This window comes from Streptomyces sp. RerS4 (assembly GCF_023515955.1).
Lineage (GTDB): Bacteria > Actinomycetota > Actinomycetes > Streptomycetales > Streptomycetaceae > Streptomyces.
The window spans coordinates 4,430,523-4,454,559 of record NZ_CP097322.1 but is presented as its reverse complement, the minus strand read 5'-3'; the positions used below and the strand labels follow the sequence as shown (position 1 = coordinate 4,454,559).

Genomic DNA, 24,037 nt, shown 5'->3' with positions numbered 1-24,037 from the left:
GGGTCTCCAGCCCTTGTGTACCAAGGGCTGGACACCTCCGCCGGTCGACCCGCCGATGATGTAGTGAGCTTTACCGGATCTTTTCCGCCACCTGTCCTTTAGGTCACCGGTCTAGGTCATCGGTCCGCCACGCCCACCGGTCGCACGCGCCGTCCGTCGAGCAGCGCGGCGGCCGTGAAGAACTCGACGCCGACCCCGATCGCGGACTCGTCCACGTCGAAGTCGCCCCGGTGCAGGTCGCGCTTGGCCGTGTCACCGGGCCTGCGGACGCCGAGGCGGGCCATGGCGCCGGGGACGTGTTCCAGGTACCAGGAGAAGTCCTCCCCGCCCAGGCTCTGCTCGGTGTCCTCGACCGACTCGGCGCCGCGCCGGGCGGCCATCGCCTCGCGCAGCAGCTCCGTCACGACCGGGTCGTTGACCACGGGCGGGACGCCGCGCACGTGGTTGATCTCGAACTTCGCCCCGTGCATGGTCGAGACCTCGTCGATCGCCGCGTGGATCATGTCGGGCGCCTCGTACCAGGCGTTGAGGTCCAGGCACCGCACCGTCCCGGACAGCTCCGCGTGCATCGGGATGACGTTGCAGGCGTGCCCCGCCTCCAGCCGGCCCCAGGTGACCGACATGCCCGAGCGGGCGTCCATCCGGCGGGCCAGCAGGGCCGGTACGTCGACGGCGACCCGGGCGGCGGCCGTCACCAGGTCCGTGGTGAGGTGCGGGCGGGCCGTGTGACCGCCGGCGCCGGACAGGGTGACCTCCAGCCGGTCGCAGGCCGAGGTGATCGGGCCGGGCCGCAGGCCGAGGCGTCCGGCGTCGACGCGCGGGTCGCAGTGGACGGCGATGATCTGCCCGACCCCGTCGAGGACCCCGGAGTCGATGGCCTCCGTCGCCCCGCCCGGCAGCACCTCCTCGGCCGGCTGGAACAGCAGCCGTACCGGTCGGGGCAGCAGCCCCTGCCGGTCGAGGTCCGCGAGGACCAGGCCGGCGCCGAGGACGACGGCGGTGTGCACGTCGTGGCCGCAGGCGTGGGCGCGGTCCGGATAGGTGGAACGGTAGGAGACGTGGGTCTTCGCATCCGGGATGGGCAGGGCGTCGATGTCCGCGCGCAGGGCCAGCATCGGCCGACCGCGGTCCCAGGTGCCCACGTCACAGATCAGGCCGGTCCCGGACTTCAGCACCCGTGGGCGCAGGCCGGCTTTTTCCAGCCGGGCCTTGATCGCCGCCGTGGTGCGGAATTCCTGGTGTCCTAGCTCGGGATGCATGTGCAAGTCCCGGCGGAAGGCGATCAGTTCGGCACGCAGGTGATCCGGAAGCTTGCCGGGCAGCTCGGGCCGGACGGGCTTGCCGGGCAGGGCGGACGGGGACTCGCGGGACATCAACTGGTTCACCCGTTGAAGGGTAGGCGCACGGATGGCTCAACTGGCTGTAGATCACCAAAAGTTCATGCCGTTAGGGGATAAAAACACGACCTCTGGACGCATGACCGGATGTGCGCGGGGGTAAACTCGCGCGCTCACCCGGCGGCCGAGGCCGCCTTCGCCGGGAGTCTGCGCACATCGCGGGCCGTGTCGGTGACGCCGGCCAGGAACCCGCGGGCGCGGGGCGAGGCGCCGGCCGTGAGCCAGTCGGGGTCGATGTCGCACACCGCGACCGTCACACCGGTACCGGTCAGTGCGTAGGGCAGCGTGTGGACGACCGTGGACGGAAAGCTGACGATCGTACGGCCGATGGGTCCACGGCGGGCGACGAGCTCCAGCGGCAGGTCCGGTCGTACGATCTCCAACCCGGTCGCCTCGCTCAGCTGCCGCAGCTTCTCCGGGGCCTCGCGGCGATGTGCGAAGTAGCGGGTCACGCCGAGCTCCAGGGTCAGGGCGCGGACCGCCTCCAGGTAGCGGGCCGGATCGACCACGCCCGTCTCCACCAGGGAGGTGCCGACCAGGTCGGTGCCCTTGGTCAGCCGGGGCGGGCCGAACCGGGCGCGCGTCCAGGCGAAGTCGTTGAGCCGCACCTCCATCCCGGGCAGCGGGGTCACCGGCATCGAGGTGAACAGCTCCACCCCGCGCCCGCCGCGCGGGGTCAGCCGGCGCCGGGCCGTACCGGACACCGGGGCGTACGCCAGCTCGCGCACCCGGGCCGCGGCCCCGCCGCCGCTGCGGTGCCAGCGGCGCAGCCGCTCGCCGCGCCCGAGCTGCGCGACGAACTCCAGGGTGGCGGTGCCGTCGTCCACGACGACCAGCTCGGCGGCGCGGGCCGGGACCAGCAGCAGCTGCACGAAGCGGGAGAACGGGTCCCCGACGACGATCCGCCGGGCCCGGCGCACGCTCGCGGCGAGCGCGGCGAGCGCCCGCAGCGGAGCCCCGGAGCCACCCCGGGCCTCCTGCCACCGCACGTCGTGGCCCTCGCCCCGGGCGATCCCGGCGATCCGGCGCAGCTGCCCCCGCGACATCGGGTCGGTGGGCGGAAGCACGACGATGGTCGGCTGCCCGGCGTCACCGGCCGGGGGTGCGGCCGACTGCGCCGCCCGGTCGCCGAGCGGGCCGGGCTGCGTCGGGACGGCCGGCAGCGGGCCGCCGGCGCCGTGGCGGGCGTAGGCCCACTCCAGCACGTTCAGGAGCTGGACCGGACTCTCGACGAAGGCCAGGGTGGAGGCGGGGGAGTTCACCGGGTTCTCCGCTCGTGAGGAGCTCGTGGGGAGGAGGGGGCGGGGCCGGTCAGATCGTGGCCGGCGCGGTGGCCGGCACCGGACCCTGGACGCGGCGGAGCTTCTTCATCGGGCCCAGCTCGGACTCGTAGACGCGCTTGACGCCGTCGCCGAGGGCGGTCTCGATGGTGCGGATGTCGCGCACGAGGCGGGCGAGGCCGCCGGGTTCGACGGAGGCGGCCTGGTCGGAGCCCCACATCGCGCGGTCGAGGGTGATGTGCCGCTCGACGAAGGTGGCGCCGAGGGCGACGGCGGCCAGGGTGGTCTGGAGGCCGGTCTCGTGGCCGGAGTAGCCGATCGGCACGTTCGGGTACTCCTCCTGGAGGGTGTTGATCACCCGCAGGTTCAGCTCCTGCGCCTTCGCCGGGTAGGTCGAAGTGGCGTGGCACAGCAGGACGTTGTCGCTGCCGAGCACCTCGACGGCGTGCCGGATCTGCTTCGGGGTGGACATCCCGGTGGAGAGGACGACGGTGCGGCCGGTGGCGCGCAGCGTGCGCAGGAGGTCGTCGTCGGTGAGGCAGGCGGAGGCGACCTTGTGGGCGGGGAGGTCGAACTTCTCCAGGAACGCGACGGCCTCGGTGTCCCACGGGGAGGCGAACCAGTCGATGCCGCGCCTGGCGCAGTGCTCGTCGATGGCGAGGTAGTCGGCCTCGCCGAACTCGACGCGGTGGCGGTAGTCGATGTAGGTCATCCGGCCCCAGGGCGTGTCGCGTTCGATGTCCCACTGGTCGCGCGGGGTGCAGATCTCCGGGGTGCGCTTTTGGAACTTGACGGCGTCACAGCCGGCGTCGGCGGCGGCGTCGATGAGGGCGAAGGCGGTGCCGAGGTCGCCGTTGTGGTTGATGCCGATCTCGCCGACCACGTAGACGGGGTGGCCGGGGCCGGCGGTACGCGCGCCGAAGGTGCGCAGGCGGGAGTGGGGGGTGGCGTCGACGCTCATGGCGGCAGGTGTCCTTCGTTCGATGCGCGGTGGAGTGGTGGGGCGGGGGTCGAGAAGGGGTGCCAGGAGGCGGGCGCGGGCGAGGTCGTGCGGGTCGTCGACCTCCAGGACCCGTGCCGGGTCGGTGGCGACGGGCAGGGTCCGCCCGAAGAAGCGGTGGCGTGCGGCGCGAAAGCCGGGGGCGGCCATGGCGTAGGCGGCGCCGGTCTCCAGCAGTTCGGCGGGCCGGTCCTGGCGGCGGGGGCGGTACGCGGCGTCGTGGTTGATCCCGCTGCCGCGGCCGTCGGGGCCCGTACGCCACAGGAAGCCGTGGAACGGGGCCGCGGTCAGGGCCGAGTCGGCGGCGCCCGAGGCGACGGCGGCGGCGACTGACTCGACGTCGGAGGGGGTCAGGAAGGGGCTGGTGCACTGGACCAGGAGGACCACGTCCACGGCGAGGGAGTGCAGTTCCTCGAAGGCGGCCAGGGCGTGCAGGACGGCGGCCTCGCTGCTCGCGGTGTCGTCGGCGAGGGCCGCGGGGCGACGGATCACGCCGGCGCCGGCGGCGCGGGCGGCGGCCGCGATGGTGTCGGAGTCGGTGGAGACGACCACGTCGGTGACGGTGGGCGCGGCCAGGCAGGCGCGCACGGCGCGGGCGACGAGCGGTACGCCGCCGACGGGTGCGGTGTTCTTGCCCGGCACGCCCTTGGACCCGCCCCGCGCCGGCACGACGGCCAACACGCGGGGCGCGGCACGGGCGGCGGAGGCCTGAGCGGCGACGGGGCCGGGGCCTGGGGTGCCTCGCGGGCGGGCGGGGTCACAGTTCGCCCAGCCGGCGGATCGCGGGGCCACGCGCTGGACCCCGTGCCGGTACGCGCCCCGGGCGGCCTCGCGCAGGTGGGCGCGCAGCCAGCGGCGGGCGGCGGACTCCCGCGTCCCGCGCGCGGCGCCCGGCTGCGGGGTTCCGTCGGGGCGAGGTGCTGGCGGGCCAGGATCCCGGGCAGGTACCCGGGGGCGGTGGCCAGGGTGTAGTACGGGGCGACGGGCGGCAGTTCCCGGCGCCGAGCAGCTCGGCGAGCCGGGCGCGGGCGGCGGCGTAGGGGTCGGACTCCCCCGCGAGACGCGCCGCCGCGCCCGGGACGCCGTGCGCGGCGAGCCAGCGGGGGTCGGGGCGCGGCAGCCGGCCCGCGTCGAGGTGGTCCCACGAGGTCAGGCAGCCCGAGCCGAGGAAGTGGTGGTTGCCGAGGGCCTCGCGGACGCCGAGGTCGGTGAGCACGGCGGTCGGGATGCCCCGGTGCAGGGACTCCAGGGCGGCCGTGGAGGACACCGTCACCAGCAGGTCGGTGGTGTCCAGCACCTCGCCCATGTTCCCGTACGCCAGGCGGCAGTTGGGCGGGAGGCCGCCGGGGAGCCGCTCGACCAGGCGCTGGTAGGGGTGCTCCTCCAGGTGCGTGGTGTGCTCCCCGGGCCGGCTGCGCAGCTTGACCAGGACCTCGCGCCCCGGGTGCAGCCGCGCGTGCCGGGCGGCGCGCTCCAGCAGGTGGAGGCGGTCGGCGCGGCTCTCGGGCACGGAGGGCTGGACGGCGAAGACCACGCGGTGGGCGCGGTCGCCGGCGCTTTCGTACGGGGCGCCCTCCAGGAAGGGCAGGGCGGTCTCGACGACGGCCTCGGCGGGCGCACCCACCCCCTCGTACACGGCGCGGAAGCGGGTCGCGTCGTGGCGGGAGTTGGCGAGGACGAGGTCGGCGCCGTGCCGCAGCAGCAGCCCGTCGGCGAGCTTCTCGTAGACCACGCCGACGTAGCCGGTGACGAGGACGGGACGGGCGGCGGGGGTGGGCCACTGGGCGCGGATCCCGTGCAGCACGGCCTGGACGGCGCCTCCGACGAGGGCGAGGACGACCACGTCGTACGGCTCCTCGCGCAGGCGGGCGAGGAACTGCGCGCAGGTCACCTCGACGGCGCCGCCCGCCCCGACCTCGCCGAGCTGGCGCGCGGTGGGGGTGGCCCGCCCGCGCAGCAGATAGCCGCCGACCTGGTGCGGAGCGGCGTCGGGGGCGAGGCGGCGCGCGGTGAGCGCGCCCCATTTCCACCGCGTGTCGGAATCCGCGAGCACGGCGATCCGAAGGTCGGCTCGGTTTCTGTCCATCGGTTCCATGGGGTCCATGGAGCCCATGGGCGTTCTGCTCAGTGGCGCTGGCACCCGGCAGAAGCTATTCCGCATTTCCGGTGTTCGGCCCAACGACCGCACAACGGCGGGTTAACAACCCGTCGACGAAATGCGAAAGCGTGCGGGTTAACGCGCCCGCCCCGCTTCGTTCACATGAAATCCGCATCCGGGCCACGATGAACGGTGAACCGCGCCCTAATCTCTCGCGGGTGCTCAAGCTCTCTGTGGTCGTGCCGTTCTACAACGTGCAGACATACGCACCGGAAGCCCTGAAGGCGCTCGAACTCAACGCTCGCGATGATTTCGAGTTCCTGCTCGTCGACGACTGTTCCACGGACGGGACGCCCGAGCTGCTGGAGCGGGCCGCCGCTTCGCTGCCGGGGGCGGTGTTCCTCAGACGGGACCGCAACGGCGGCCTGGCCACCGCCCGCAACACGGGGCTGGACGCGGCGCGCGGGGAGTACATCGCCTTCCTGGACGGCGACGACTGGCTGGCGCCGGGCCACTTCGCCCGTACGCTGGCCGCCATCGAGGCCCTGGGCTGCGATTTCGTCCGGACCGACCACGTGCAGGTGACGGGGAAGGCGCGCAGCGTGCAACGCGTGCCGTACGGGCCGCAGGGGGTGGTGGGCGATCCGCGCGCGGCGATCCTGCCGGCCTCGCGGGCGACGGCGGTGGACTACCCGTACGCCTGGGCCGGGATGTACCACCGGCGGCTGCTGGACCGGGGGTTGTTGCACTTCACGGACGGTTTGCGGACGGCCGAGGACCGGCCGTGGATCTGGCGGCTGCACCGGGAGGCGGCCTCCTTCGCTGCGGTCGCGATGCCCGGGGTGTTCTACCGACGCGGCATTTCCACCTCGCTCACCCAGATCGGGGACGAGCGTCAGCTCGATTTCATTCGCGCATTCGATCAGGTATTGGCCGATACGGAACAAGATCGGGAATCCGAACTCCTGATCGCCAAAGCCGTGCGCACCTATTGTGCGATCATCGCGCATCACATCGGATCCATCGAAAGGTTCGAACCGGCCGTGGCGAAAAAACTCCGGGCCCTGAGCGCCGACGCACTCGGGCGCATGCCCCGGCCGGCCCTGGACGAGGCCCTGGACTCGATGGACGTCGAACGGTCCGCCATCCTGCGCAAGCTGCGCCGCCGCACCCCGGCCCGCGCCGGCCGGAGCGCGACCACCCCGGGGGCCGCCGCGTGAACCGACCGACGACCGGCGGCGCCCGCGTCACCCAGATCTTCCTCGCCTCCACCCTCTACGGGACGGCCACCCTCGCCGCCTGCGTCGACGCGGGCTCCTTCCCCCCGGCCGCCCGCCGGATCCTGCTGACCAGCAACCACTGCCTCGCCCCCGAGGTCACCCCCGGGATCGAGGCCATGCCCGGCTTCGCCGCCCTGCGCACCCGCTTCGACGAGGTGCTCGACTGGAACGCGGTCGTCGCCCCGCAGCACCCCAGCACCTGGGCCCCGCGCCCCGAGGACGTCCCGCTGTGGGAGCGGCAGCTGCGCGCCCTGTGGGGACTCGGCGAGGACCGGATCGAGCTGATCGTGGAGTCCCTCCAGGTGCCGCCCGCGCAGAGCCTGGCCCGACTCTTCCCCGGAGCCGCGATCGACGTCTACGCCGACGGGCTCATGTCCTACGGCCCCACCCGCTTCCGCCTCGACCCGCAGATCGGCACCCGCGTGCGGCGCGTCCTGCACCCCGACCTGGTGCCGGGGCTGCGGCCGCTGCTGCTGACCGAGTTCGACGTGCGCGCGGAGACCGTCCCGGCGCCGGCGCTGCTGAAGGTGCTGGCGGAGCTCGCGGACCTGCCGGAGTCGGGGGACGGTGCCTCGTACACGCCCCCCGAGAACACGCCGCCCGTGCTGCTGCTGGGCCAGTACCTGTCGGCGCTGGACCTGATGTCACCGGCGGAGGAAGAGGAACTGCACGTCGCGATGGTGCGCGGCGCCGTCGAACGGGGCCACCGGGAACTCGTCTTCAAACCGCACCCGAACGCCCCCGCCGCCTACTGCCGCCTCGCCGAGGCCGAGGCCGAACGGCTCGGCGCCCACCTGACGGTGCTCGACGCGCCGGTGCTGGCCGAGACGCTCTACCAGCGGCTGCGCCCGGCCCTGGTCGTCGGCTGCTTCTCCACCGGCCTGCTGACGGCGCACGCCCTGTACGGGATCCCCGCGGCGCGGACCGGCACGGGGACGATGCTGGCCCGCCTGGCCCCGTACCAGAACAGCAACCGGATCCCGCTGACGCTGGTGGACGCCCTGGTCGCGGACCTGGCCGAGCCGGACGGGCACGAGCCGCCCGCCGATCTCCAAGGCCTCGTCGGCGCGGTGGGCTTCACCATGCAGCCGCGCGTCCTCGCCGAGCGGCGGGCGCCGGCGGAGGCGTACCTCGCCAAGAACCTGACGCCGCACACCTGGCGGTACTTCGCGCGGCGGCGGCTGACCGTGCTGGGTCTGCCGGGCGGGATCCCCGCCCAGCTGTCGTTCCTGCCGCGCAGTCCCGCCGTACGCCGGGTCGTGCACCGACTGCGACGGGGACTGCGCAAGGTCAGCTGACGGCGAGCTTGGCGGCGAAGCCCAGGAAGAGCACGCCCGCCGCCGAGGTGGCCCCCGCCGAGAGCCGCTTGCGGCGGCGGAACGCCTCGGACAGGCGGGTGCCGCCGAATATCAGCAGCGTCAGGTAGAGGAAGCTGCCGGTCTGCAAGAGCCCGCCCAGGAGCAGGAACGACAGCGCCGGGTAGCCGTAGGACGGGTCCACGAACTGCACGAAGAAGGACATCAGGAAGAGGATGGCCTTCGGGTTGAGCAGACTGATCAGCAGCGCGCGCCGGTAGGGCCGCTCGCCGTCGCCGGCCCCGGCGGTCGCGGCGGGCACGGCGGTCGCGGCGCCTGCCGGCTCCTCCGGCGCCCGCTCCCGGCGGGTGCGCCACAGCTCCCGGGCGCCGCGCATCATCCCGACGGCCAGCCAGGCCAGGTACCCGGCGCCGAGGAACTTCACCACGGTGAACGCGAGCGGGCTCGCCTGGAGCAGGGCCCCGGCGCCCAGGGCGGTCAGCGCCATCAGCACGGCGTCGCCGGTGAACACCCCGGCGGCGGCCTTGTAGCCGGTCCGCACCCCGCGGCGCGCGGCGACGGACAGCACGTAGAGCGAGTTCGGCCCCGGCAGGAGAATGATCAGGACGAGGCCGGCGAGATAGGTCGGCAGATCGGTGACACCCAGCATGTGCAGGAGTGTCCCACGGGCATGCACCTGTCGCGCCACCGCATTTCACCATGTGGAACCCGACGGCTCGTACGCCCCCCACACCTCCCGCAGCGCCCCGCAGACCTCCCCCACCGTGGCCCGCGCGCGCAGCGCCTCCTTCATCGGGTACAGCACGTTCGCCGTCCCCGCGGCCGCCTCCCGCAGCTCCTCCAGCGCGGACGCCACCGCCTCCCCGTCCCGCTCGGCCCGCAGCCGGGCGAGCGCCGCGCACTGGCGGGCCTCGATCCCCGGGTCCACGCGCAGGGGCACGTACGGCTCCTCCCGCTCCAGCGCGAAGCGGTTGACGCCGACCACCACCCGCTCGCCCGCCTCCTGCTCCCGCGCGATCCGGTAGGCGTTCGCCTCGATCTCCGCCTTCTGGAAGCCGGCCTCGATCGCGGCCACCGCCCCGCCGAGGTCCTCGACCCGCCGCATCAGGCGCAGCACCTCCTCCTCCAGCTCGTCCGTCATGCGCTCCACCGCGTAGGAGCCGGCGAAGGGGTCCACGGTGTGCGGGACGTCCGTCTCGTACGCGAGCACCTGCTGCGTGCGCAGCGCGAGCGTTGCCGCCTTCTCGGTGGGCAGCGCGATGGCCTCGTCGTAGGAGTTGGTGTGCAGCGACTGGGTGCCGCCGAGCACCGCGGCCAGCGCCTGCACGGCCACCCGTACGAGGTTCAGCTCGGGCTGCTGCGCCGTCAGCTGGACGCCGGCGGTCTGGGTGTGGAAGCGCAGCGTCAGTGACTTCGGGTCGCGGGCGCCGAACTCCTCGCGCATCAGGCGGGCCCAGATCCGGCGGGCCGCCCGGAACTTGGCGACCTCCTCCAGGAGGGTGGTGCGGGCGACGAAGAAGAAGGACAGCCGGGGCGCGAACTCGTCCACCGACATCCCGGCGCCGAGCGCAGTGCGCACGTAGGCGACGGCGTCGGCGAGGGTGAAGGCGATCTCCTGCGCGGGCGAGGCCCCGGCCTCCGCCATGTGGTAGCCGGAGACGGAGATCGTGTTCCACTTCGGCAGCTCGGCGCGGCAGTAGCGAAAGACGTCCGCCGTCAGCCGCAGGGAGGGGCCCGGCGGGAAGATGTACGTCCCGCGCGCGATGTACTCCTTCAGAACGTCGTTTTGGATCGTGCCCGTCAGCTGCCCGCCCGCGACACCCCGTTCCTCGGCGACGAGCTGGTACATGAGCAGCAGCAGGGCCGCCGGCGCGTTGATGGTCATCGACGTGGAGACCCGGTCGAGGGGGATCCCGTCGAGCAGGACCCGCATGTCGTCCAGGGAGTCGACGGCCACGCCGACCTTGCCGACCTCGCCCGCCGCGAGCGGGGCGTCGGAGTCGTGGCCCATCTGGGTGGGCAGGTCGAAGGCGACGGACAGGCCGGTGCCGCCGCCCTCGATGAGCCGGCGGTAGCGGGCGTTGGACTCGACGGCCGTCCCGAACCCGGCGTACTGGCGCATGGTCCAGGGCCGTCCGGTGTACATCGTGGCGTGGATGCCACGGGTGTACGGGTACTCCCCCGGTACACCGAGGTTGACGGACGGGTCCCAGTCCGTCAGGGCCTCGGGCCCGTAGACCGGTTCGATCGGGATGCCGCTCTCGGTGCGGGACGTGGGTCGGTCCATCGACGTCGACCACCTTCCGGGGCTGGTACAACCGACCCCGCGCCGGCCGCTGGTCACAATGGCGCAACATCCGGGCACCGTCCGCAACTGTCCACGCCCGTCATGCATCACCTAGATACACGAACGTTGAAAACGGGGGAAACGCGATGCAGCGCCAGACAGTCATCATCCGCACGCTCGGTCTGGCGACGGCCGTCGCCCTCGCCGCGACCGCCGTCACCGCCTGCGCTCCGCAGACGGCCGACGCGACTCCGGCGGCGCCCTCCTCGCCCGCCCCCGGCGGCTCGGCCGCGGCTTCCCCCTCCGCTTCCCCGTCCTCGGACGGCAAGCCGGGCGACGCCTCGCCCACGCCGTCGGCCTCGTCCTCGTCCTCGTCCTCGTCCTCGGCGTCCCCCGGCGTGAAGCCGATCATGGCCAACGGTGACGAGAGCGACCAGATCCGCGAGCTCCAGGCCCGGCTGCGTCAGCTGAAGCTGGTGTCCACGGCGCCCACCGGTTTCTACGGTTCGAAGACGACGGCGGCGGTGAAGACCTTCCAGTCGCAGCACGGACTGGCCGCGACCGGTTCGGTGGACGAGGCCACCTGGCAGAAGGTGCAGAGCCTCAGCAGGAAGCCGACCGACGAGGAGCTGCGCCCGCCGACCACCAACGAGGTCGACGCCCCGGACCCGCGCTGCATGCAGGGTCGGGTCATGTGCATCAGCAAGGAGAGCCGCACCCTCGCCTGGATGATCGACGGCAAGGTCGTCTCGACCATGGACGTGCGCTTCGGCTCGGAGAACACGCCGACCCGTGAGGGCGAGTTCAAGGTGGAGTGGAAGGCCCGCGAGTGGACGTCCACGATCTACCACACCGCGATGCCGTACTCGATGTTCTTCAGCCAGGGTCAGGCCGTGCACTACTCCTCGGACTTCGCGGCCCGCGGCTACGCCGGCGCCTCGCACGGCTGCGTGAACGTCCGGGACAAGGGGAAGCTGTCGACGCTGTTCGATCAGGTCCAGGTGGGCGACAAGGTCGTCGTCTACTGGTGACCTTCTGTTGGTGACCCTCCACCGGCGGATCGCCGGTGGGGATTGAGGGCGCGGGCAGGGCCGGGGGAACGTGCCCCGCCCGCGCCGGTTGCGCAGAGCCCAGGGGTACGGGGGGAACCCCGGCTCATGCGCGGCCGATGACCAGTCGGCTCAATATGTACTGCGCCGCGGGTTCGAAAAGTGTTACTGCCCTCGCACGGCCGTGTTTCCCGGGGGGGCGCGGAGGCCGTGTCAGTGGGTGCGGAAGCCCAGCGAGCCGCCCGACAGCACGGGCGGCGGGCTGACGACGACGCTGCCCTGATCGGCGGAGCCGTCCTTGGGGGCGTTGCCGCGCGGCGCGCCGCCGGCGTCCAGCGCCGTCTCGCAGAAGCGTGACACCTTCTGGAGGGCCCCGGCGAGCTTGACGAGCCGCTCGCGCCGGTCGGCGCTGATCTTGCCCGACTTGTACTCCCTGCACAGCTCGGCCGGCTTGCCCTGGCCGTCCCCGTCGCGGTCCTTGTCCTCGGCGAGGGAGTTGCGGCCGGGCGTGGGGTCGCCGCCCGTGTCCGGGGCGTCGGGGCCGGCGGTGGCGCCGGGCGTCAGGGTGGCCCACGGGGTCATCGCGGAGCCCCCGGACGGCGTACGGGTCTCCGTACCCGGGGCGCGGGAGAACCCGGGCGCGGCGGACGGCGGAACGTCACCGCCGTACTGCGGGGTGGGACGCAGCTGCGGGACGAGGGTGGGGACGGTGGTGTCCCCGGCCGGCGCCGGGTCCGTGTCGGAGTTGACCGACACGGCCGGGGCGGGGCCGGCGGTGTGGCGGGAGTCCCGGTCGAAGAGGCCGGCGCCCGCGGCGGCCGCGATCCCGCCGACGGCGACCCCGGCCAGGGCGGCGGCCAGCCCGAAGCGGACGGCCGCGCGACCGCGCGCTGCGCGGGGATGCGTACGGGTGGCAGCGGCGCGAGGTCGATCAGCGGCTCGTGGACGTCACCGGTCGCCTCCGGAACGGCCTGGCCGCCACCGGCAGCGACGCGGGCAGCGGCGTCGGCGCGGTGCCCCGGGCGGCCCGGAAGGCGGCCAGGGCCGCGGCCTCGCCGGGCAGTTCGGCGGCCCCGGCGGACCGGGGCGGGGTCAGGGTGTCCAGGGCGGCGCGCAGCCGCGCGGCCGCGGCCCGCGCCCGGGGATCGGCGTCGGGTCCGACCGGGCCGGCCGGTTCTCCGCGCAGCAGGCGGTCCGCCGCGGCGGCGTCCAGCCACCCGTTGTGCTCGTCGGCCATCACATGTCCTTCTGCGTCCGCCAACGTGAATGCGTCACACCGGTTTGTTTCACCAGCTCCGCGGCCCGCGCGCGCTGCGCCGGTACGGCGTCGAGGTCGCCCTCGCGCGTCTGGCCCTGGTGTGTCTGGCCCTGGCGCGTCCGGCCCCCGGCATTATGGCCGACCCCGGCCCGGGATTCCGCTTCGTTTTCGCGTCCGGTTTCGCGCCGGCCCGTTCCGCCGGCTTCGGCGGCGAGCAGTTCGGCGAGTTTCTTCAGGCCCCGGTGCGCGGCGGTGCGGACCGCGCCGGGGCGTTTGCCGAGGGTCTCGGCCGCGCTCTTGGCGTCGAGGCCGACGACCACCCGCAGGACGACTGCCTCGGCCTGGTCCTGGGGGAGCTGGGCGATCAGCGCCATGGTGTCGCCGGTGGAGAGGGCCTCCATGGCCTCGCCGGCCGTGTCGCAGTCGGCGGCCCGGCCCGTCAGCTCGGTCTCGTCGCCGCCGATGGCGGGGCGCCGGCCGCGCATGCGGATGTGGTCGAGGGCCCGGTTGCGGGCGATGCGGGCGGCCCAGCCGCGGAAGCGGTCGGCGTCGCCGGTGAAGGAGTCCAGGTCGCGGGCGATCTGCAGCCAGGCCTCGGAGGTCACGTCCTCGGCGTCGCCGTCACCGACGAGCGTGCGCACGTATCCGAGCAGGCGCGGGTGCACGGCGCGGTACACAGTCCGGAACGCGCTCTCGTCGCCGTCCTGTGCCGCGAGCACCGCGGCGGTCAGCTCCGCGTCGTCCCCCAGCAAAGTCCCCAACCCGTTCAACGTCCTGTACGTGTGGCGCAAATCCGCACGTTACGGCTTTCACGTACCTCTCGTCCACGAGTTGTACAACCAGCAACCAACCCTGCGCGGAGCGAGGTGTGACACAAAACGCACTCGCGGCGCTGACAGGGATACGGGCTTGTCGCACGAGCCCGTGTCGGACGGCGGCCGGGGCCTCTCCTGTGGGGGGTGGCGGCCTCGGTCGTCGTCCTCTTCCCGCGACCCGTTTCCCGCGACCCGCGGATGACCCGCATGATGCGCCGTTCATCCTTTCGGCTCACTTCCGGGTGAAATCCTCACACGCTCACGCCACACCGTCTCCCTCATCGCTAGCGTGGCGGTACACCCCCGCCCCGCCCCGAGGAGACCTCCGCTGTCCAGCCATCTTCCGGCACAGGTCCGCGGCCCGGCCTCCGCCCCGGGCTCCGGGTTGGCGCGATTGAACTCCCTGCCGCACGAGAGCGCCCGCGCCGCGCTCCTGCACTGCTGCGGCAGCGACCGCTGGGCGCACCGGATGGCCGCGCACCGCCCGTACCCGGACACCGCCGCGCTGCTGGCGGCGGCGGACGAGGCGGCGTACGACCTCTCGCAGGGCGACCTGACCGAGGCGCTGGCCGGGGAGTCCTCGGCGGAGCTGGGGCACGGGGCCCCGTACGCCGCGCTGCTGGCGCTGGACGCGGCCCGCGCGCAGTACGAGCGGACCTTCGGGCACGCCTTCGTGATCTGCCTCGACGGGCATCCGCCGGAGGAGCAGGTGGACCAGCTGCTGGCGGCGATCCGCCGCAGGATGGCTCACGAGGTGGACGAGGAGCGCTCGATCGCCGCGGACGAGCTGCGCCTCGTGGCGCGTTCCCGGCTGGTCCGTTTGCTCGACACTCTGGCCGGTGTGGGGGGCGATGGGCCTGATGATGGCCGATTTCCGGCCGATTTCGGGCTATTCGCCCCTGTGGGATAGCCCGTCCGTGCCTGTTTGATCACACCCAAGGACCCCGCGCGAGGGAACCGACAAAGCGTCGCTACGATGTCCGGGGCCGGTGGACCGTACCCGGCCGGGCCCGACCGACAAAGAAGCCGGCTGGCCCCCGCCCCGCTTCCGGAGGGTTTTCCGTGCCGGCTGGAACGTTGTACCGCGGCCGGGAAGGAATGTGGTCCTGGGTGGCTCATCGAGTCACCGGCGTCCTCATTTTCTTCTTCCTGTTCGTACACGTCCTCGACACCGCTCTCGTCCGCGTCTCTCCCGAGGCGTACGACGATGTCGTGGCTACCTACAAGACTCCGATCGTCGCGCTGCTGGAGTACGGCCTCGTGGCCGCCATCCTCTTCCACGCGCTCAACGGTCTCCGTGTCATCGCTGTGGACTTCTGGTCCAAGGGCCCGCGCTACCAGAAGCAGATGCTCTGGTCCGTCGTGGGCATCTGGGTCGTGCTGATGGTCGGGGCCCTGTACCCCGTGCTCGGCCACGCAGCCGCTGAACTGTTCGGGAAGTGACGCGCCATGTCTTCGAACAACACAGTTCCTGACACTTCTGCCGCCAAGGCCATCGGCGACGTGGAGGGCGTGTCCCTCTACGACGTCGACAACCCGGCGCCGTACATCGAGGCCCCGCGCAAGCGCACGGGCAAGACCCCGCGCTCGACCCGGGGCAACTTCGAGATGGCCGCGTGGCTCTTCATGCGCCTCTCGGGCATCGTCCTCGTCGTCCTGGTCATCGGCCACCTGCTGATCCAGCTGGTGCTGGACGGCGGCGTCTCCAAGATCGGCTTCGCCTTCGTGGCCGGTCGCTGGGCGTCCCCGTTCTGGCAGGTCTGGGACCTGCTGATGCTGTGGCTGGCCATGCTGCACGGCGCCAACGGTCTGCGTACCGTCATCAACGACTACGCGGAGCGCGCCAACACGCGGCTGTGGCTGAAGGGCCTGCTCTACACCGCCACGGTGTTCACCATCCTTCTGGGCACGCTGGTGATCTTCACCTTCGACCCGAACATCCGCTAGGCAACGGGGCTGAGGCGAAACCAATGAAGATCCACAAGTACGACACCGTCATCGTCGGCGCCGGTGGCGCGGGCATGCGCGCCGCCATCGAGGCGACGAAGCGCAGCCGCACCGCCGTGCTGACGAAGCTCTACCCCACCCGCTCCCACACGGGCGCCGCGCAGGGCGGCATGGCCGCCGCGCTGGCCAACGTGGAGGACGACAACTGGGAGTGGCACACCTTCGACACGGTCAAGGGTGGTGACTACCTGGTCGACCAGGACGCCGCCGAGATCCTGGCGAAGGAGGCCATCGACGCGGTCCTCGACCTGGAGAAGATGGGCCTGCCGTTCAACCGCACCCCGGACGGCACCATCGACCAGCGCCGCTTCGGCGGTCACTCCCGCAACCACGGCGAGGCGCCGGTCCGCCGGTCCTGCTACGCCGCGGACCGCACCGGTCACATGATCCTCCAGACGCTGTACCAGAACTGCGTCAAGGAGGGCGTGGAGTTCTTCAACGAGTTCTACGTCCTCGACCAGCTCATCGTCGAAGAGGACGGCGTCAAGAAGTCGGCCGGTGTGGTCGCGTACGAGCTCGCCACCGGCGAGATCCACGTGTTCCAGGCGAAGGCCGTCATCTACGCCTCCGGCGGCACCGGCAAGTTCTTCAAGGTGACCTCCAACGCGCACACCCTCACGGGTGACGGCCAGGCGGCCTGCTACCGCCGCGGCCTGCCGCTGGAGGACATGGAGTTCTTCCAGTTCCACCCGACGGGCATCTGGCGCATGGGCATCCTGCTGACGGAGGGCGCCCGCGGTGAGGGCGGCATCCTCCGCAACAAGGACGGCGAGCGCTTCATGGAGAAGTACGCGCCGGTCATGAAGGACCTCGCGTCCCGTGACGTCGTCTCGCGCTCCATCTACACCGAGATCCGTGAGGGCCGCGGCTGCGGTCCGGCCGGTGACCACGTGTACCTGGACCTCACCCACCTGCCGCCGGAGCAGCTCGACGCGAAGCTCCCGGACATCACCGAGTTCGCGCGTACCTACCTGGGCATCGAGCCGTACACGGACCCGATCCCGATCCAGCCCACCGCGCACTACGCCATGGGTGGCATCCCGACCAACGTCGAGGGTGAGGTCCTGTCGGACAACACCACCGTCGTCCCCGGCCTGTACGCGGCCGGCGAGGTCGCGTGCGTGTCGGTGCACGGCGCCAACCGTCTGGGCACCAACTCGCTGCTGGACATCAACGTCTTCGGCAAGCGCTCGGGCATCGCGGCGGCCAAGTACGCGGCCGAGAACGACTACGTCGAGCTGCCGGAGAACCCGGCCGGGCTCGTGGTCGACCTCGTCGAGCGCCTGCGCAACTCCACGGGCACGGAGCGGGTCGCCGACCTGCGCCTGGAGCTCCAGGAGACGATGGACGCGAACGTGATGGTGTTCCGTACGGAGCAGACCATCAAGACCGCGGTCGAGAAGATCGCGGAGCTGCGCGAGCGGTACGCGAACGTGTCCGTCCAGGACAAGGGCAAGCGCTTCAACACGGACCTGCTGGAGGCCATCGAGCTGGGCAACCTGCTCGACCTGGCCGAGGTGATGGCCGTGTCCGCGCTCGCGCGCAAGGAGTCCCGCGGCGGTCACTACCGCGAGGACTACCCGAACCGCGACGACGTCAACTTCATGCGCCACACCATGGCGTACCGCGAGGTCGGCGCCGACGGCAAGGATTCCGTCCGCCTGGACTACAAGCCCGTCGTCGTCACCCGCTACCAGCCGATGGAGCGTAAGTACTGATGGCCACCCCGACCCTGTCCAAGACGGACAAGATGGAGGCGGCGGCCGCCGCCTCGCCGTTCATCACGGTCACCTTCCGGATCCGCCGCTTCAACCCCGAGGTCTCCGACCAGGCGGAGTGGCAGGACTTCCAGGTCGAGATCGACCCGAAGGAGCGCGTGCTCGACGGTCTCCACAAGATCAAGTGGGACCTCGACGGCACGCTGACCTTCCGTCGCTCGTGCGCGCACGGCATCTGCGGCTCCGACGCGATGCGGATCAACGGCAAGAACAGGCTCGCCTGCAAGACGCTGATCAAGGACATCAACCCGGAGAAGCCGATCACGGTCGAGGCCATCAAGGGCCTGACGGTCCTGAAGGACCTCGTCGTGGACATGGAGCCGTTCTTCCAGGCGTACCGGGACGTCATGCCGTTCCTGGTCACCAAGGGGAACGAGCCGACGCGCGAGCGCCTGCAGTCCGCCGAGGACCGCGAGCGCTTCGACGACACGACCAAGTGCATCCTGTGCGCCGCGTGCACGTCCTCGTGCCCGGTGTTCTGGAACGACGGCCAGTACTTCGGCCCGGCGGCGATCGTCAACGCGCACCGCTTCATCTTCGACTCGCGTGACGAGGCGGGCGAGCAGCGCCTGGAGATCCTGAACGACAAGGACGGCGTGTGGCGCTGCCGCACGACGTTCAACTGCACCGATGCCTGCCCCCGCGGCATCGAGGTCACGAAGGCCATCCAGGAAGTGAAGCGCGCCCTGATCACCCGCCGCTTCTAGTTCTCGACGCGCCTGGCTGAGGTCAGCCCACGAGGCCCCGCCCCCGGATCCCTCCGGAGGCGGGGCCTCGTCGTTTTCAGGGGCGGTGCACGTAGGCACCCCGACTTCGCTTGAACCTGTTCAAAAAGGGGGCTAGAGTCAACGACGTCAGCAGTTGAACACGTTCAAAGGGGCTGGGGCAATGGACCTCACCGTGGTCGCGTACGTCATCTACCTGCTCATCAGCATCGCTCTCACCGTCTGGGTGGCCCGTACGCTCAGCCGCAACGGCCGCGTCTTCATCGGGGACGTGCTCCACGGAAACGAGAAGCTCGCGGACGCGGTGAACCACCTCCTGGTGGTCGGCTTCTACCTCGTGAACATCGGCTTCGTGACCCTCTACCTGCGCTCGGGCGAGACCATCCTCGAAGCCCGCGGCCTCTTCGAGGCCCTGTCGGTCAAGCTCGGCGTCGTCCTGCTGGTCCTCGGCGTCATGCACCTCGGCAACGTGTGGGTGCTGAACAAGATGCGCCGGCGCGGGATCATGGAGCGTCAGCAGACGCCGCCGATCCCCCCGACCGCCTGGACCGCTCCGGCCGGGGCCTGACCGATGCGCGCGACCCGGCACCTGACCGTCCTCTACGACGCGGACTGCCCGGTGTGCGTCCACATCCGGCACTGGCTGCTCGGGCAGCGGTGGCTCGTACCGCTGCGGCTGGTGCCGGCGAACTCCTACGCGGCGCGGCAGCAGTTCCCCCGACTCGACCACGCGGCCACCCTCCGCGAGATCACCGTCATCGGGGACACGGGCCAGGTGTGGACGGGCACGGACGCCTTCATCGTGTGTCTGTGGGCCCTGGCCGAGCACCGGCCGAAGGCCAACTGGCTGGCCACCCCGGCCGGTCGCCCCTTCGCGAAGGCGGCCATGCACACGGCCGCCGCCGTCCGCCACGCCGTACGGACGGAATCGACGGAATCCTCGACGGAGTTCTCGTCGGAGTCCGGGGTACCGGCCTGTGACGACCGGTGCGCCACGCCCCGATAAGGTCGGACACCGTGACAGAGCAGAAGGCACCCAAGAGCGAGCAGACCCGCACGCTCATCCTCGAAACCGCGCTCCGACTCTTCCAGGAACGCGGTTTCGACAAGACGACGATGCGGGGCATCGCCAAGGAGGCGGGGGTCTCGGTCGGGAACGCGTACTACTACTTCGAGTCGAAGGAACACCTCGTCCAGGGGTTCTACGACCGGATCGGCGCGGCCCACCAGGCGGCCGTACGGCCGATCCTGGACCAGGAGACGGACCTCCAGAAGCGGCTCGCCGGCGTCCTGACGTGCTGGCTCGACATCGCCGCGCCGTACCACGAGTTCGCCTCGCAGTTCTTCAAGAACGCGGCGGACCCGGAGAGTCCGCTCAGCCCGTTCTCCCCGGAATCGGAACCGGCCCGCAAGGCCGCGATCGACATCCACCGCGAGGTCCTGGCCGGGGCGAAGACCAAGGTCCCGGCCGAACTGGCCGACGTACTGCCGGAGCTGATGTGGCTCTCGCAGATGGGCCTGGTCCTCTACTGGGTCTTCGACCGCTCCCCCGACAGCCAGAAGACGCGCCGCCTCGCCGAGCGCGGCGCGCAGTTGACGACGAGGGGCATCATCCTGGCCCGGTTCCGGGTCCTGCGGCCGCTGGTGCGCGAGGTGCACGAGCTGTTCACGGACTTCCTGCCGGGCATGGCCCGGACGGCGGTCTCGCGCGGCAAGCGCGCCTCGGACCCGGACGCGGGCCCGGAGGAAGGGCCCGAGGTGTCAGGCCTGGTATGAGGCCAGCTCCACGACGGTGATGTCGGACGGCGCCCCGACGCGGACCGGCGGGCCCCAGGCGCCCGCGCCCCGGGACACGTAGAGCTGCGTGTCGCCGTAGCGCTCCAGGCCGGCGACGGTCGGATTGGCCAGCTCGGCGAGGTACTCGCCGGGCCAGAGCTGTCCGCCGTGGGTGTGGCCGGAGAGCTGGAGGTCCACGCCGTGGCGGACGGCCTCGTCGATGACGATCGGCTGGTGCGCGAGGAGCACGGAGGCGCGGGAACGGTCCCGGTCACCGAGCGCCGCCTGGAAGTCGGGGCCGTGGCCCTCGATCTCGCCCTGGACGTCGTTGACCCCGGCGAGGTCGAAGTGCGGCAGGGCGTGGCGGGCGTTCTCCAGGGGGACGAGGCCCAGCTCGCGGACGTGGTCCACCCACTGCTGGGCGCCGGAGAAGTATTCGTGGTTGCCGGTGACGAAGTAACTGCCGTGGCGGGCGGACAGCCGGCGCAGGGGTTCGGCGGCGGGTCCCAGGTCGCGGACGTCGCCGTCGACGAGGTCGCCGACGATGGCGATCAGGTCGGGCTGCGTGCTGTTGATCGTGGCCACGATGCGCTCGGTGTGGGCGCGACCGAGGATCGGGCCGAGGTGGATGTCGCTGACCACGGCGATGCGGAAGCCGTGGGCCGCGCGGGGCAGCCGGTTCAGGGGGACGGCGACGCGCTTGACGCGGGGGCCGCGGAGCACGCCGTAGGTGCCGTTCGCGACGGTCGCCCCGGCGGCGAGCGCCGCCGCGCCGCCGACGGCCCGCGCCACGAACACGCGCCGGCTGATACCGCCGGGCGGGGCGGCCCCGGTGGCGGCGTCGGCGTCGGCATCGGCATCGGCATCGGGTCGGTTCTCGGTCGCGACGGCCACGCCGGACGCCGGCCCGTCGGGGTCGGCCGCCGCGGCGGGGACCGGCGTCGCGGCTTCCCGTACGCCCGTCCGGGCCTCGGCCGGGTCGTGCGGCGCGAGGCGGCGCAGCAGGACGTACCGGATCGGCTCCGCGACCAGCATGGCCAGGGTCAGGTACAGCAGCACCGCCAGCCACATGTACCCCGGCCAGGCCACCAGCCGTTCGAGCCAGAACGGGGCGCCGGCCCGGCCGGCCGTCAGGGCCGCGAGCGCGAACAGCGGCAGCGCGAACGCCAGGAAGGTGCCCGCGCGCCGGGCCGCGCCACCCGGCCGGGTCGTGTCGCGGACCAGCCGGATCCACAGCCACCGGTGGACGGCCACCAGCAGCGCCACCACCGCCAGGACGGCGCCGATCACCACCAGTACGGTCATCGTCGCGATTCCCGCCGCAGGGCCAGCAGGCCGCGCAACCCGATCACACCAACGGCCGTCCCCAGGAGAAACGACGACACCGCGAGGAGAAGGTGGACCCAGAAGTAGGCCGTGGGCTCGCCGGCCGCGTCGAAGGCGAGACCGCTGCCGTTCTTCCACAGGTTGCGTACGAAGGACACCCAGATGAACCAGCTCCAGACGCCGAAGGCGAGCAGGAACCAGGAGACGGGGCGGCTGAGTTTCATGGCTCCAGTATCGGTTTCGTACCCAGGACGGACGCGCCGGGGTGGGCCGTACCGGCGGTGGTTCACCACGGTTGGCCGGTCCACGACGCCGGACAGCCGATCGGGATGTACGTTCACCTGCGTGTATGCCAAGAAGACCGCGCTGACGGTCCTTTCCGCCGCGCTGCTCGTCCCCTGGACGCTCGCGGCGCCCGCGCACGCCGCCCCGGCGGACGGGAAGGGCCGCGCGCGCAAGGCGCCCGCGCCGCCCGCGTCGATGTCCACGGTCGGCGGCACGGCGCTCGGTCAGCCGGGGACCCAGGTGAACCTGCTGCCGGGCGCCCCCGCCCTGCCCACGAACCTCACCGGGCGGTCCTGGATCGTGGCGGACGCCGAGTCCGGCGAGGTCCTGGCGGCGTACAACTCGCACTGGCGGCTGCCGCCGGCGTCGACGATGAAGATGCTCTTCGCCGACACCGTGCTGCCGTCCCTGCCCAAGGACCGGGTCCACAAGGTCACCGAGGAGGACCTGGAGGGGGTGGGTCCGGGCAGCAGCCTCGTGGGGGTGAAGGAGGACCTCGAATACACCGTCCACGACCTGTGGCTGGGGGTCTTCCTGAAGTCGGGCAACGACGCCGTGCATGTGCTTTCGGCCATGAACGGCGGCATCGAGAAGACCGTCAAGGACATGCAGGCCCACGCCGAGGAGCTCCAGGCCCTGGACACCCACGTGGTGTCGCCGGACGGCTACGACGCTCCCGAGCAGGTCTCCAGCGCCTACGACCTCACCCTCATCGCCCGCTCCGGCCTGCAGAAGCAGGACTTCCGCGAGTACTGCGGCACGGCGACCGCGCTGTTCCCCGGGCGGCAGGAGGCGGGCAAGCCGCGCGAGTTCTTCGAGATCCAGAACTCCAACCGGCTGATGACGGGCGCCGGCGGCATCAGCCCGTACAAGGGCATCGCCGGGGTGAAGAACGGCAACACCACCATGGCCGGCGCCACTTTCACCGGCGCCGCCCAGCGCGGTGAGAAGAAGCTGCTGGTGACGGTGATGAACCCGGACGGCGGCGGGGCGAACTCGGTCTACGAGCAGACCGCCTCCCTGCTCGACTGGGGCTTCGCCGCCGCCGGGAAGGTGAAGCCGGTGGGCGAGCTGGTCCCGCCGAAGAGCGCGGACACCACCTCGTTCGGCTCCCCCGCCCAGTCCCACGAGGACGACGCCGGCTCCGCGAGCGCCGGCGGAGCCGGCGGCAGCGGCCTCGGCACCGCGATGGGCATCGCGGGCGGGGCCCTGGCCGTACTGGCGGGCGGGGCGCTCGTGGTCAACCGCCGGTGGCCGCGCGGCCGCCGCGGCCCGGGTGGGCCGGACACCCCCTAGGGGGTGTCGGGCTTCGACTCCGGCTTCGGCTTCGGCTTCGACCCCGGCTCCGGCTCCCGGTCGGCGTCCGCCGCCCCGGGCTCCTCTTCGTCGTCGCGGGCGGCGGTCCAGGCGGCGCAGAACAGCAGCAGCTTCGCGGTGAGGTTGATCCACAGCAGCAGGGCGATCGGCACGCCGAAGGCCCCGTACATGCTCTTCGAGGCGACCCCCCGGATGTAGCCGCTGAGCAGCAGCTTCAGCAGCTCGAAGCCGGCGGCCCCGATCAGCGCGGCCTGGATGAGGCGGCCGCGCGGGGGTTCGACGCCGGGCAGCAGGCTCAGGACGTAGAGGAGCAACAGGAAGGCGGCCACCACTCCGACGAGGAAGGCCGCGACGCGCAGCACGATCCCGCCGGCGCCCTCGCGCGGGATGCCGAGGAGCTCGCCGAACCGGCCGACGGCGGTGGACCCGATGATCGACGCGGCGGCGGAGGCGAGGGCCGCGCCGCCGAGGCCGAGCAGGACGAGGGTGTCCTTGCCCTTGCGGACGATCGGGTTGCCCTCGTCCTCGTCGTCCTTTTCCCACACGGCGCGCAGGCAGTCGCGCATCGAGGCGACCCAGCCTATGCCGGTGAAGAGGAGCAGGGCGCCGGCGACGAGGCCGACGGTGGCGGCGTTCGCGACGAGTCCGTCGAGGTCGAGCTGTTCGGAGATGCCGGGAACCTGCTTGGCGAGGCTCTGCTGGAGCTTTTCGAGCTGGTCCGGACTGAGCAGCGCCGCGCCGACGGCCGCGGCGACGGTGATCAGCGGGAAGAGCGCGAGGAAGCTGATGAAGGTGATGGCGGCGGCGAGCCGGGTCCAGTGCACGCGGTCGAGGCGCTCGTAGCAGCGCCAGGCGTGGGTGCGCATGCCGGCGGTCACCAGTGGTCCGACCACGGGGAGTTTCTTCAGCCAGTCCATGGACTCACCGTAATCGAGCGGTGACCACAATCGTGGTGTTGGAAATGGTCGGGATTGCGGCTTTTGGGCACTACGGTCGTCGTTTGTGACTTTTCGCCCGACGGCTCATCCGTTCCACACCCTGGT

General features: G+C 72.0%; 23 protein-coding genes and 2 pseudogenes. 12 read left to right on the top strand and 13 right to left on the bottom strand.

Going from position 1 to position 24,037, the window contains the following annotated elements; all coding sequences use genetic code 11:
* Window positions 1-116: 116 nt before the first annotated feature.
* From M4D82_RS20770 to M4D82_RS20750, 5 genes and pseudogenes are all read right to left on the bottom strand, one after another.
* Window positions 117-1,373, bottom strand: coding sequence for an amidohydrolase (locus M4D82_RS20770; RefSeq protein ID WP_249771992.1), 1,257 nt, complete (start codon window positions 1,371-1,373; stop codon window positions 117-119).
* 137 nt (window positions 1,374-1,510) lie between these two features.
* The gene (locus M4D82_RS20765; protein ID WP_249767468.1) at window positions 1,511-2,659 is read right to left on the bottom strand and encodes a hypothetical protein; all 1,149 of its coding nucleotides are present in this window, start codon (window positions 2,657-2,659) and stop codon (window positions 1,511-1,513) included.
* A 49-nt stretch (window positions 2,660-2,708) separates the two neighbouring features.
* The gene (locus tag M4D82_RS20760; protein WP_249771990.1) at window positions 2,709-3,638 is read right to left on the bottom strand and encodes an N-acetylneuraminate synthase family protein; all 930 of its coding nucleotides are present in this window, start codon (window positions 3,636-3,638) and stop codon (window positions 2,709-2,711) included.
* Between the two features lie 336 nt (window positions 3,639-3,974).
* Window positions 3,975-4,346 (bottom strand): annotated as a pseudogene (locus M4D82_RS20755) (acylneuraminate cytidylyltransferase family protein); the annotation flags it as partial.
* Between the two features lie 88 nt (window positions 4,347-4,434).
* Window positions 4,435-5,763 (bottom strand): annotated as a pseudogene (locus tag M4D82_RS20750) (DUF6716 putative glycosyltransferase).
* Between the two features lie 230 nt (window positions 5,764-5,993).
* Here M4D82_RS20750 and M4D82_RS20745 point away from each other — a divergent pair.
* Together M4D82_RS20745 and M4D82_RS20740 are read left to right on the top strand one after the other, a co-directional pair.
* Window positions 5,994-6,995, top strand: coding sequence for a glycosyltransferase family 2 protein (locus M4D82_RS20745; RefSeq protein ID WP_249767467.1), 1,002 nt, complete (start codon window positions 5,994-5,996; stop codon window positions 6,993-6,995).
* The gene (locus M4D82_RS20740) at window positions 6,992-8,353 is read left to right on the top strand and encodes a polysialyltransferase family glycosyltransferase (RefSeq protein ID WP_249767466.1); all 1,362 of its coding nucleotides are present in this window, start codon (window positions 6,992-6,994) and stop codon (window positions 8,351-8,353) included. Before M4D82_RS20745 ends, M4D82_RS20740 begins: the two co-directional genes overlap by 4 nt.
* On the opposite strand, the gene leuE is transcribed toward M4D82_RS20740, so the two are convergent.
* Window positions 8,346-9,020, bottom strand: coding sequence for a leucine efflux protein LeuE (gene leuE / locus M4D82_RS20735; protein ID WP_249767465.1), 675 nt, complete (start codon window positions 9,018-9,020; stop codon window positions 8,346-8,348). The genes M4D82_RS20740 and leuE overlap by 8 nt on opposite strands.
* A gap of 45 nt (window positions 9,021-9,065) precedes the next feature.
* The gene (locus M4D82_RS20730) at window positions 9,066-10,658 is read right to left on the bottom strand and encodes an acyl-CoA mutase large subunit family protein (protein WP_249767464.1); all 1,593 of its coding nucleotides are present in this window, start codon (window positions 10,656-10,658) and stop codon (window positions 9,066-9,068) included.
* A gap of 146 nt (window positions 10,659-10,804) precedes the next feature.
* On the opposite strand from M4D82_RS20730, the gene M4D82_RS20725 reads away from it, so the two are divergent.
* On the top strand, window positions 10,805-11,689 hold the full coding sequence (locus M4D82_RS20725) for a L,D-transpeptidase family protein (protein WP_249767463.1): 885 nt from the start codon (window positions 10,805-10,807) through the stop codon (window positions 11,687-11,689).
* Between the two features lie 231 nt (window positions 11,690-11,920).
* On the opposite strand, the gene M4D82_RS20720 is transcribed toward M4D82_RS20725, so the two are convergent.
* The 3 genes from M4D82_RS20720 to M4D82_RS20710 form a co-directional block, all read right to left on the bottom strand.
* A complete protein-coding gene (locus M4D82_RS20720) occupies window positions 11,921-12,463 on the bottom strand; it encodes a hypothetical protein (RefSeq protein ID WP_249767462.1) in 543 nt (180 codons plus the stop codon).
* A 175-nt stretch (window positions 12,464-12,638) separates the two neighbouring features.
* A complete protein-coding gene (locus tag M4D82_RS20715) occupies window positions 12,639-12,944 on the bottom strand; it encodes a hypothetical protein (protein ID WP_249767461.1) in 306 nt (101 codons plus the stop codon).
* The gene (locus M4D82_RS20710; RefSeq protein ID WP_249771988.1) at window positions 12,944-13,717 is read right to left on the bottom strand and encodes an RNA polymerase sigma factor; all 774 of its coding nucleotides are present in this window, start codon (window positions 13,715-13,717) and stop codon (window positions 12,944-12,946) included. Before M4D82_RS20710 ends, M4D82_RS20715 begins: the two co-directional genes overlap by 1 nt.
* A gap of 352 nt (window positions 13,718-14,069) precedes the next feature.
* Between M4D82_RS20710 and M4D82_RS20705 the strand changes: the two genes are divergently transcribed.
* The 8 genes from M4D82_RS20705 to M4D82_RS20670 all read left to right on the top strand — a co-directional run bounded on the left by M4D82_RS20705 (window position 14,070) and on the right by M4D82_RS20670 (window position 20,066).
* Window positions 14,070-14,690: a 2-oxo-4-hydroxy-4-carboxy-5-ureidoimidazoline decarboxylase gene (locus M4D82_RS20705; protein WP_502988965.1), complete on the top strand. Its 621-nt coding sequence runs from the start codon at window positions 14,070-14,072 to the stop codon at window positions 14,688-14,690.
* Window positions 14,691-14,842: 152 nt separating this feature from the next.
* Window positions 14,843-15,223 (top strand): succinate dehydrogenase, cytochrome b556 subunit, encoded by a 381-nt coding sequence (gene sdhC / locus M4D82_RS20700; protein ID WP_283844494.1) that lies wholly within the window; start codon window positions 14,843-14,845, stop codon window positions 15,221-15,223.
* A gap of 6 nt (window positions 15,224-15,229) precedes the next feature.
* The gene (locus tag M4D82_RS20695) at window positions 15,230-15,727 is read left to right on the top strand and encodes a succinate dehydrogenase hydrophobic membrane anchor subunit (RefSeq protein ID WP_249767459.1); all 498 of its coding nucleotides are present in this window, start codon (window positions 15,230-15,232) and stop codon (window positions 15,725-15,727) included.
* 23 nt (window positions 15,728-15,750) lie between these two features.
* Window positions 15,751-17,505 (top strand): succinate dehydrogenase flavoprotein subunit, encoded by a 1,755-nt coding sequence (gene sdhA / locus M4D82_RS20690; protein ID WP_249767458.1) that lies wholly within the window; start codon window positions 15,751-15,753, stop codon window positions 17,503-17,505.
* Window positions 17,505-18,272, top strand: coding sequence for a succinate dehydrogenase iron-sulfur subunit (locus tag M4D82_RS20685; protein ID WP_249767457.1), 768 nt, complete (start codon window positions 17,505-17,507; stop codon window positions 18,270-18,272). The genes sdhA and M4D82_RS20685 overlap by 1 nt, the downstream gene beginning before the upstream one ends.
* 181 nt (window positions 18,273-18,453) lie before the next feature.
* Complete coding sequence (locus M4D82_RS20680) at window positions 18,454-18,858, top strand: hypothetical protein (protein ID WP_249767456.1); 405 nt, start codon at window positions 18,454-18,456, stop codon at window positions 18,856-18,858.
* A gap of 3 nt (window positions 18,859-18,861) precedes the next feature.
* On the top strand, window positions 18,862-19,296 hold the full coding sequence (locus tag M4D82_RS20675) for a thiol-disulfide oxidoreductase DCC family protein (protein ID WP_249767455.1): 435 nt from the start codon (window positions 18,862-18,864) through the stop codon (window positions 19,294-19,296).
* 11 nt (window positions 19,297-19,307) lie between these two features.
* The gene (locus M4D82_RS20670) at window positions 19,308-20,066 is read left to right on the top strand and encodes a TetR/AcrR family transcriptional regulator (RefSeq protein ID WP_249767454.1); all 759 of its coding nucleotides are present in this window, start codon (window positions 19,308-19,310) and stop codon (window positions 20,064-20,066) included.
* Here M4D82_RS20670 and M4D82_RS20665 read toward each other — a convergent pair.
* Window positions 20,052-21,371, bottom strand: coding sequence for a metallophosphoesterase (locus M4D82_RS20665; protein WP_249767453.1), 1,320 nt, complete (start codon window positions 21,369-21,371; stop codon window positions 20,052-20,054). The genes M4D82_RS20670 and M4D82_RS20665 overlap by 15 nt on opposite strands.
* Window positions 21,368-21,616: an SCO4848 family membrane protein gene (locus tag M4D82_RS20660; RefSeq protein ID WP_249767452.1), complete on the bottom strand. Its 249-nt coding sequence runs from the start codon at window positions 21,614-21,616 to the stop codon at window positions 21,368-21,370. Before M4D82_RS20660 ends, M4D82_RS20665 begins: the two co-directional genes overlap by 4 nt.
* A 121-nt stretch (window positions 21,617-21,737) precedes the next feature.
* Here M4D82_RS20660 and M4D82_RS20655 point away from each other — a divergent pair, with 121 nt between their 5' ends.
* Window positions 21,738-22,973, top strand: a complete 1,236-nt coding sequence (locus M4D82_RS20655; protein ID WP_249767451.1) for a D-alanyl-D-alanine carboxypeptidase family protein — start codon at window positions 21,738-21,740, stop codon at window positions 22,971-22,973.
* Here the strand turns inward: M4D82_RS20655 and M4D82_RS20650 are convergent.
* The gene (locus M4D82_RS20650; RefSeq protein WP_249767450.1) at window positions 22,970-23,911 is read right to left on the bottom strand and encodes a YihY/virulence factor BrkB family protein; all 942 of its coding nucleotides are present in this window, start codon (window positions 23,909-23,911) and stop codon (window positions 22,970-22,972) included. The two genes, M4D82_RS20655 and M4D82_RS20650, sit on opposite strands and share 4 nt — an antisense overlap.
* Between the last annotated feature and the right edge of the window lie 126 nt (window positions 23,912-24,037).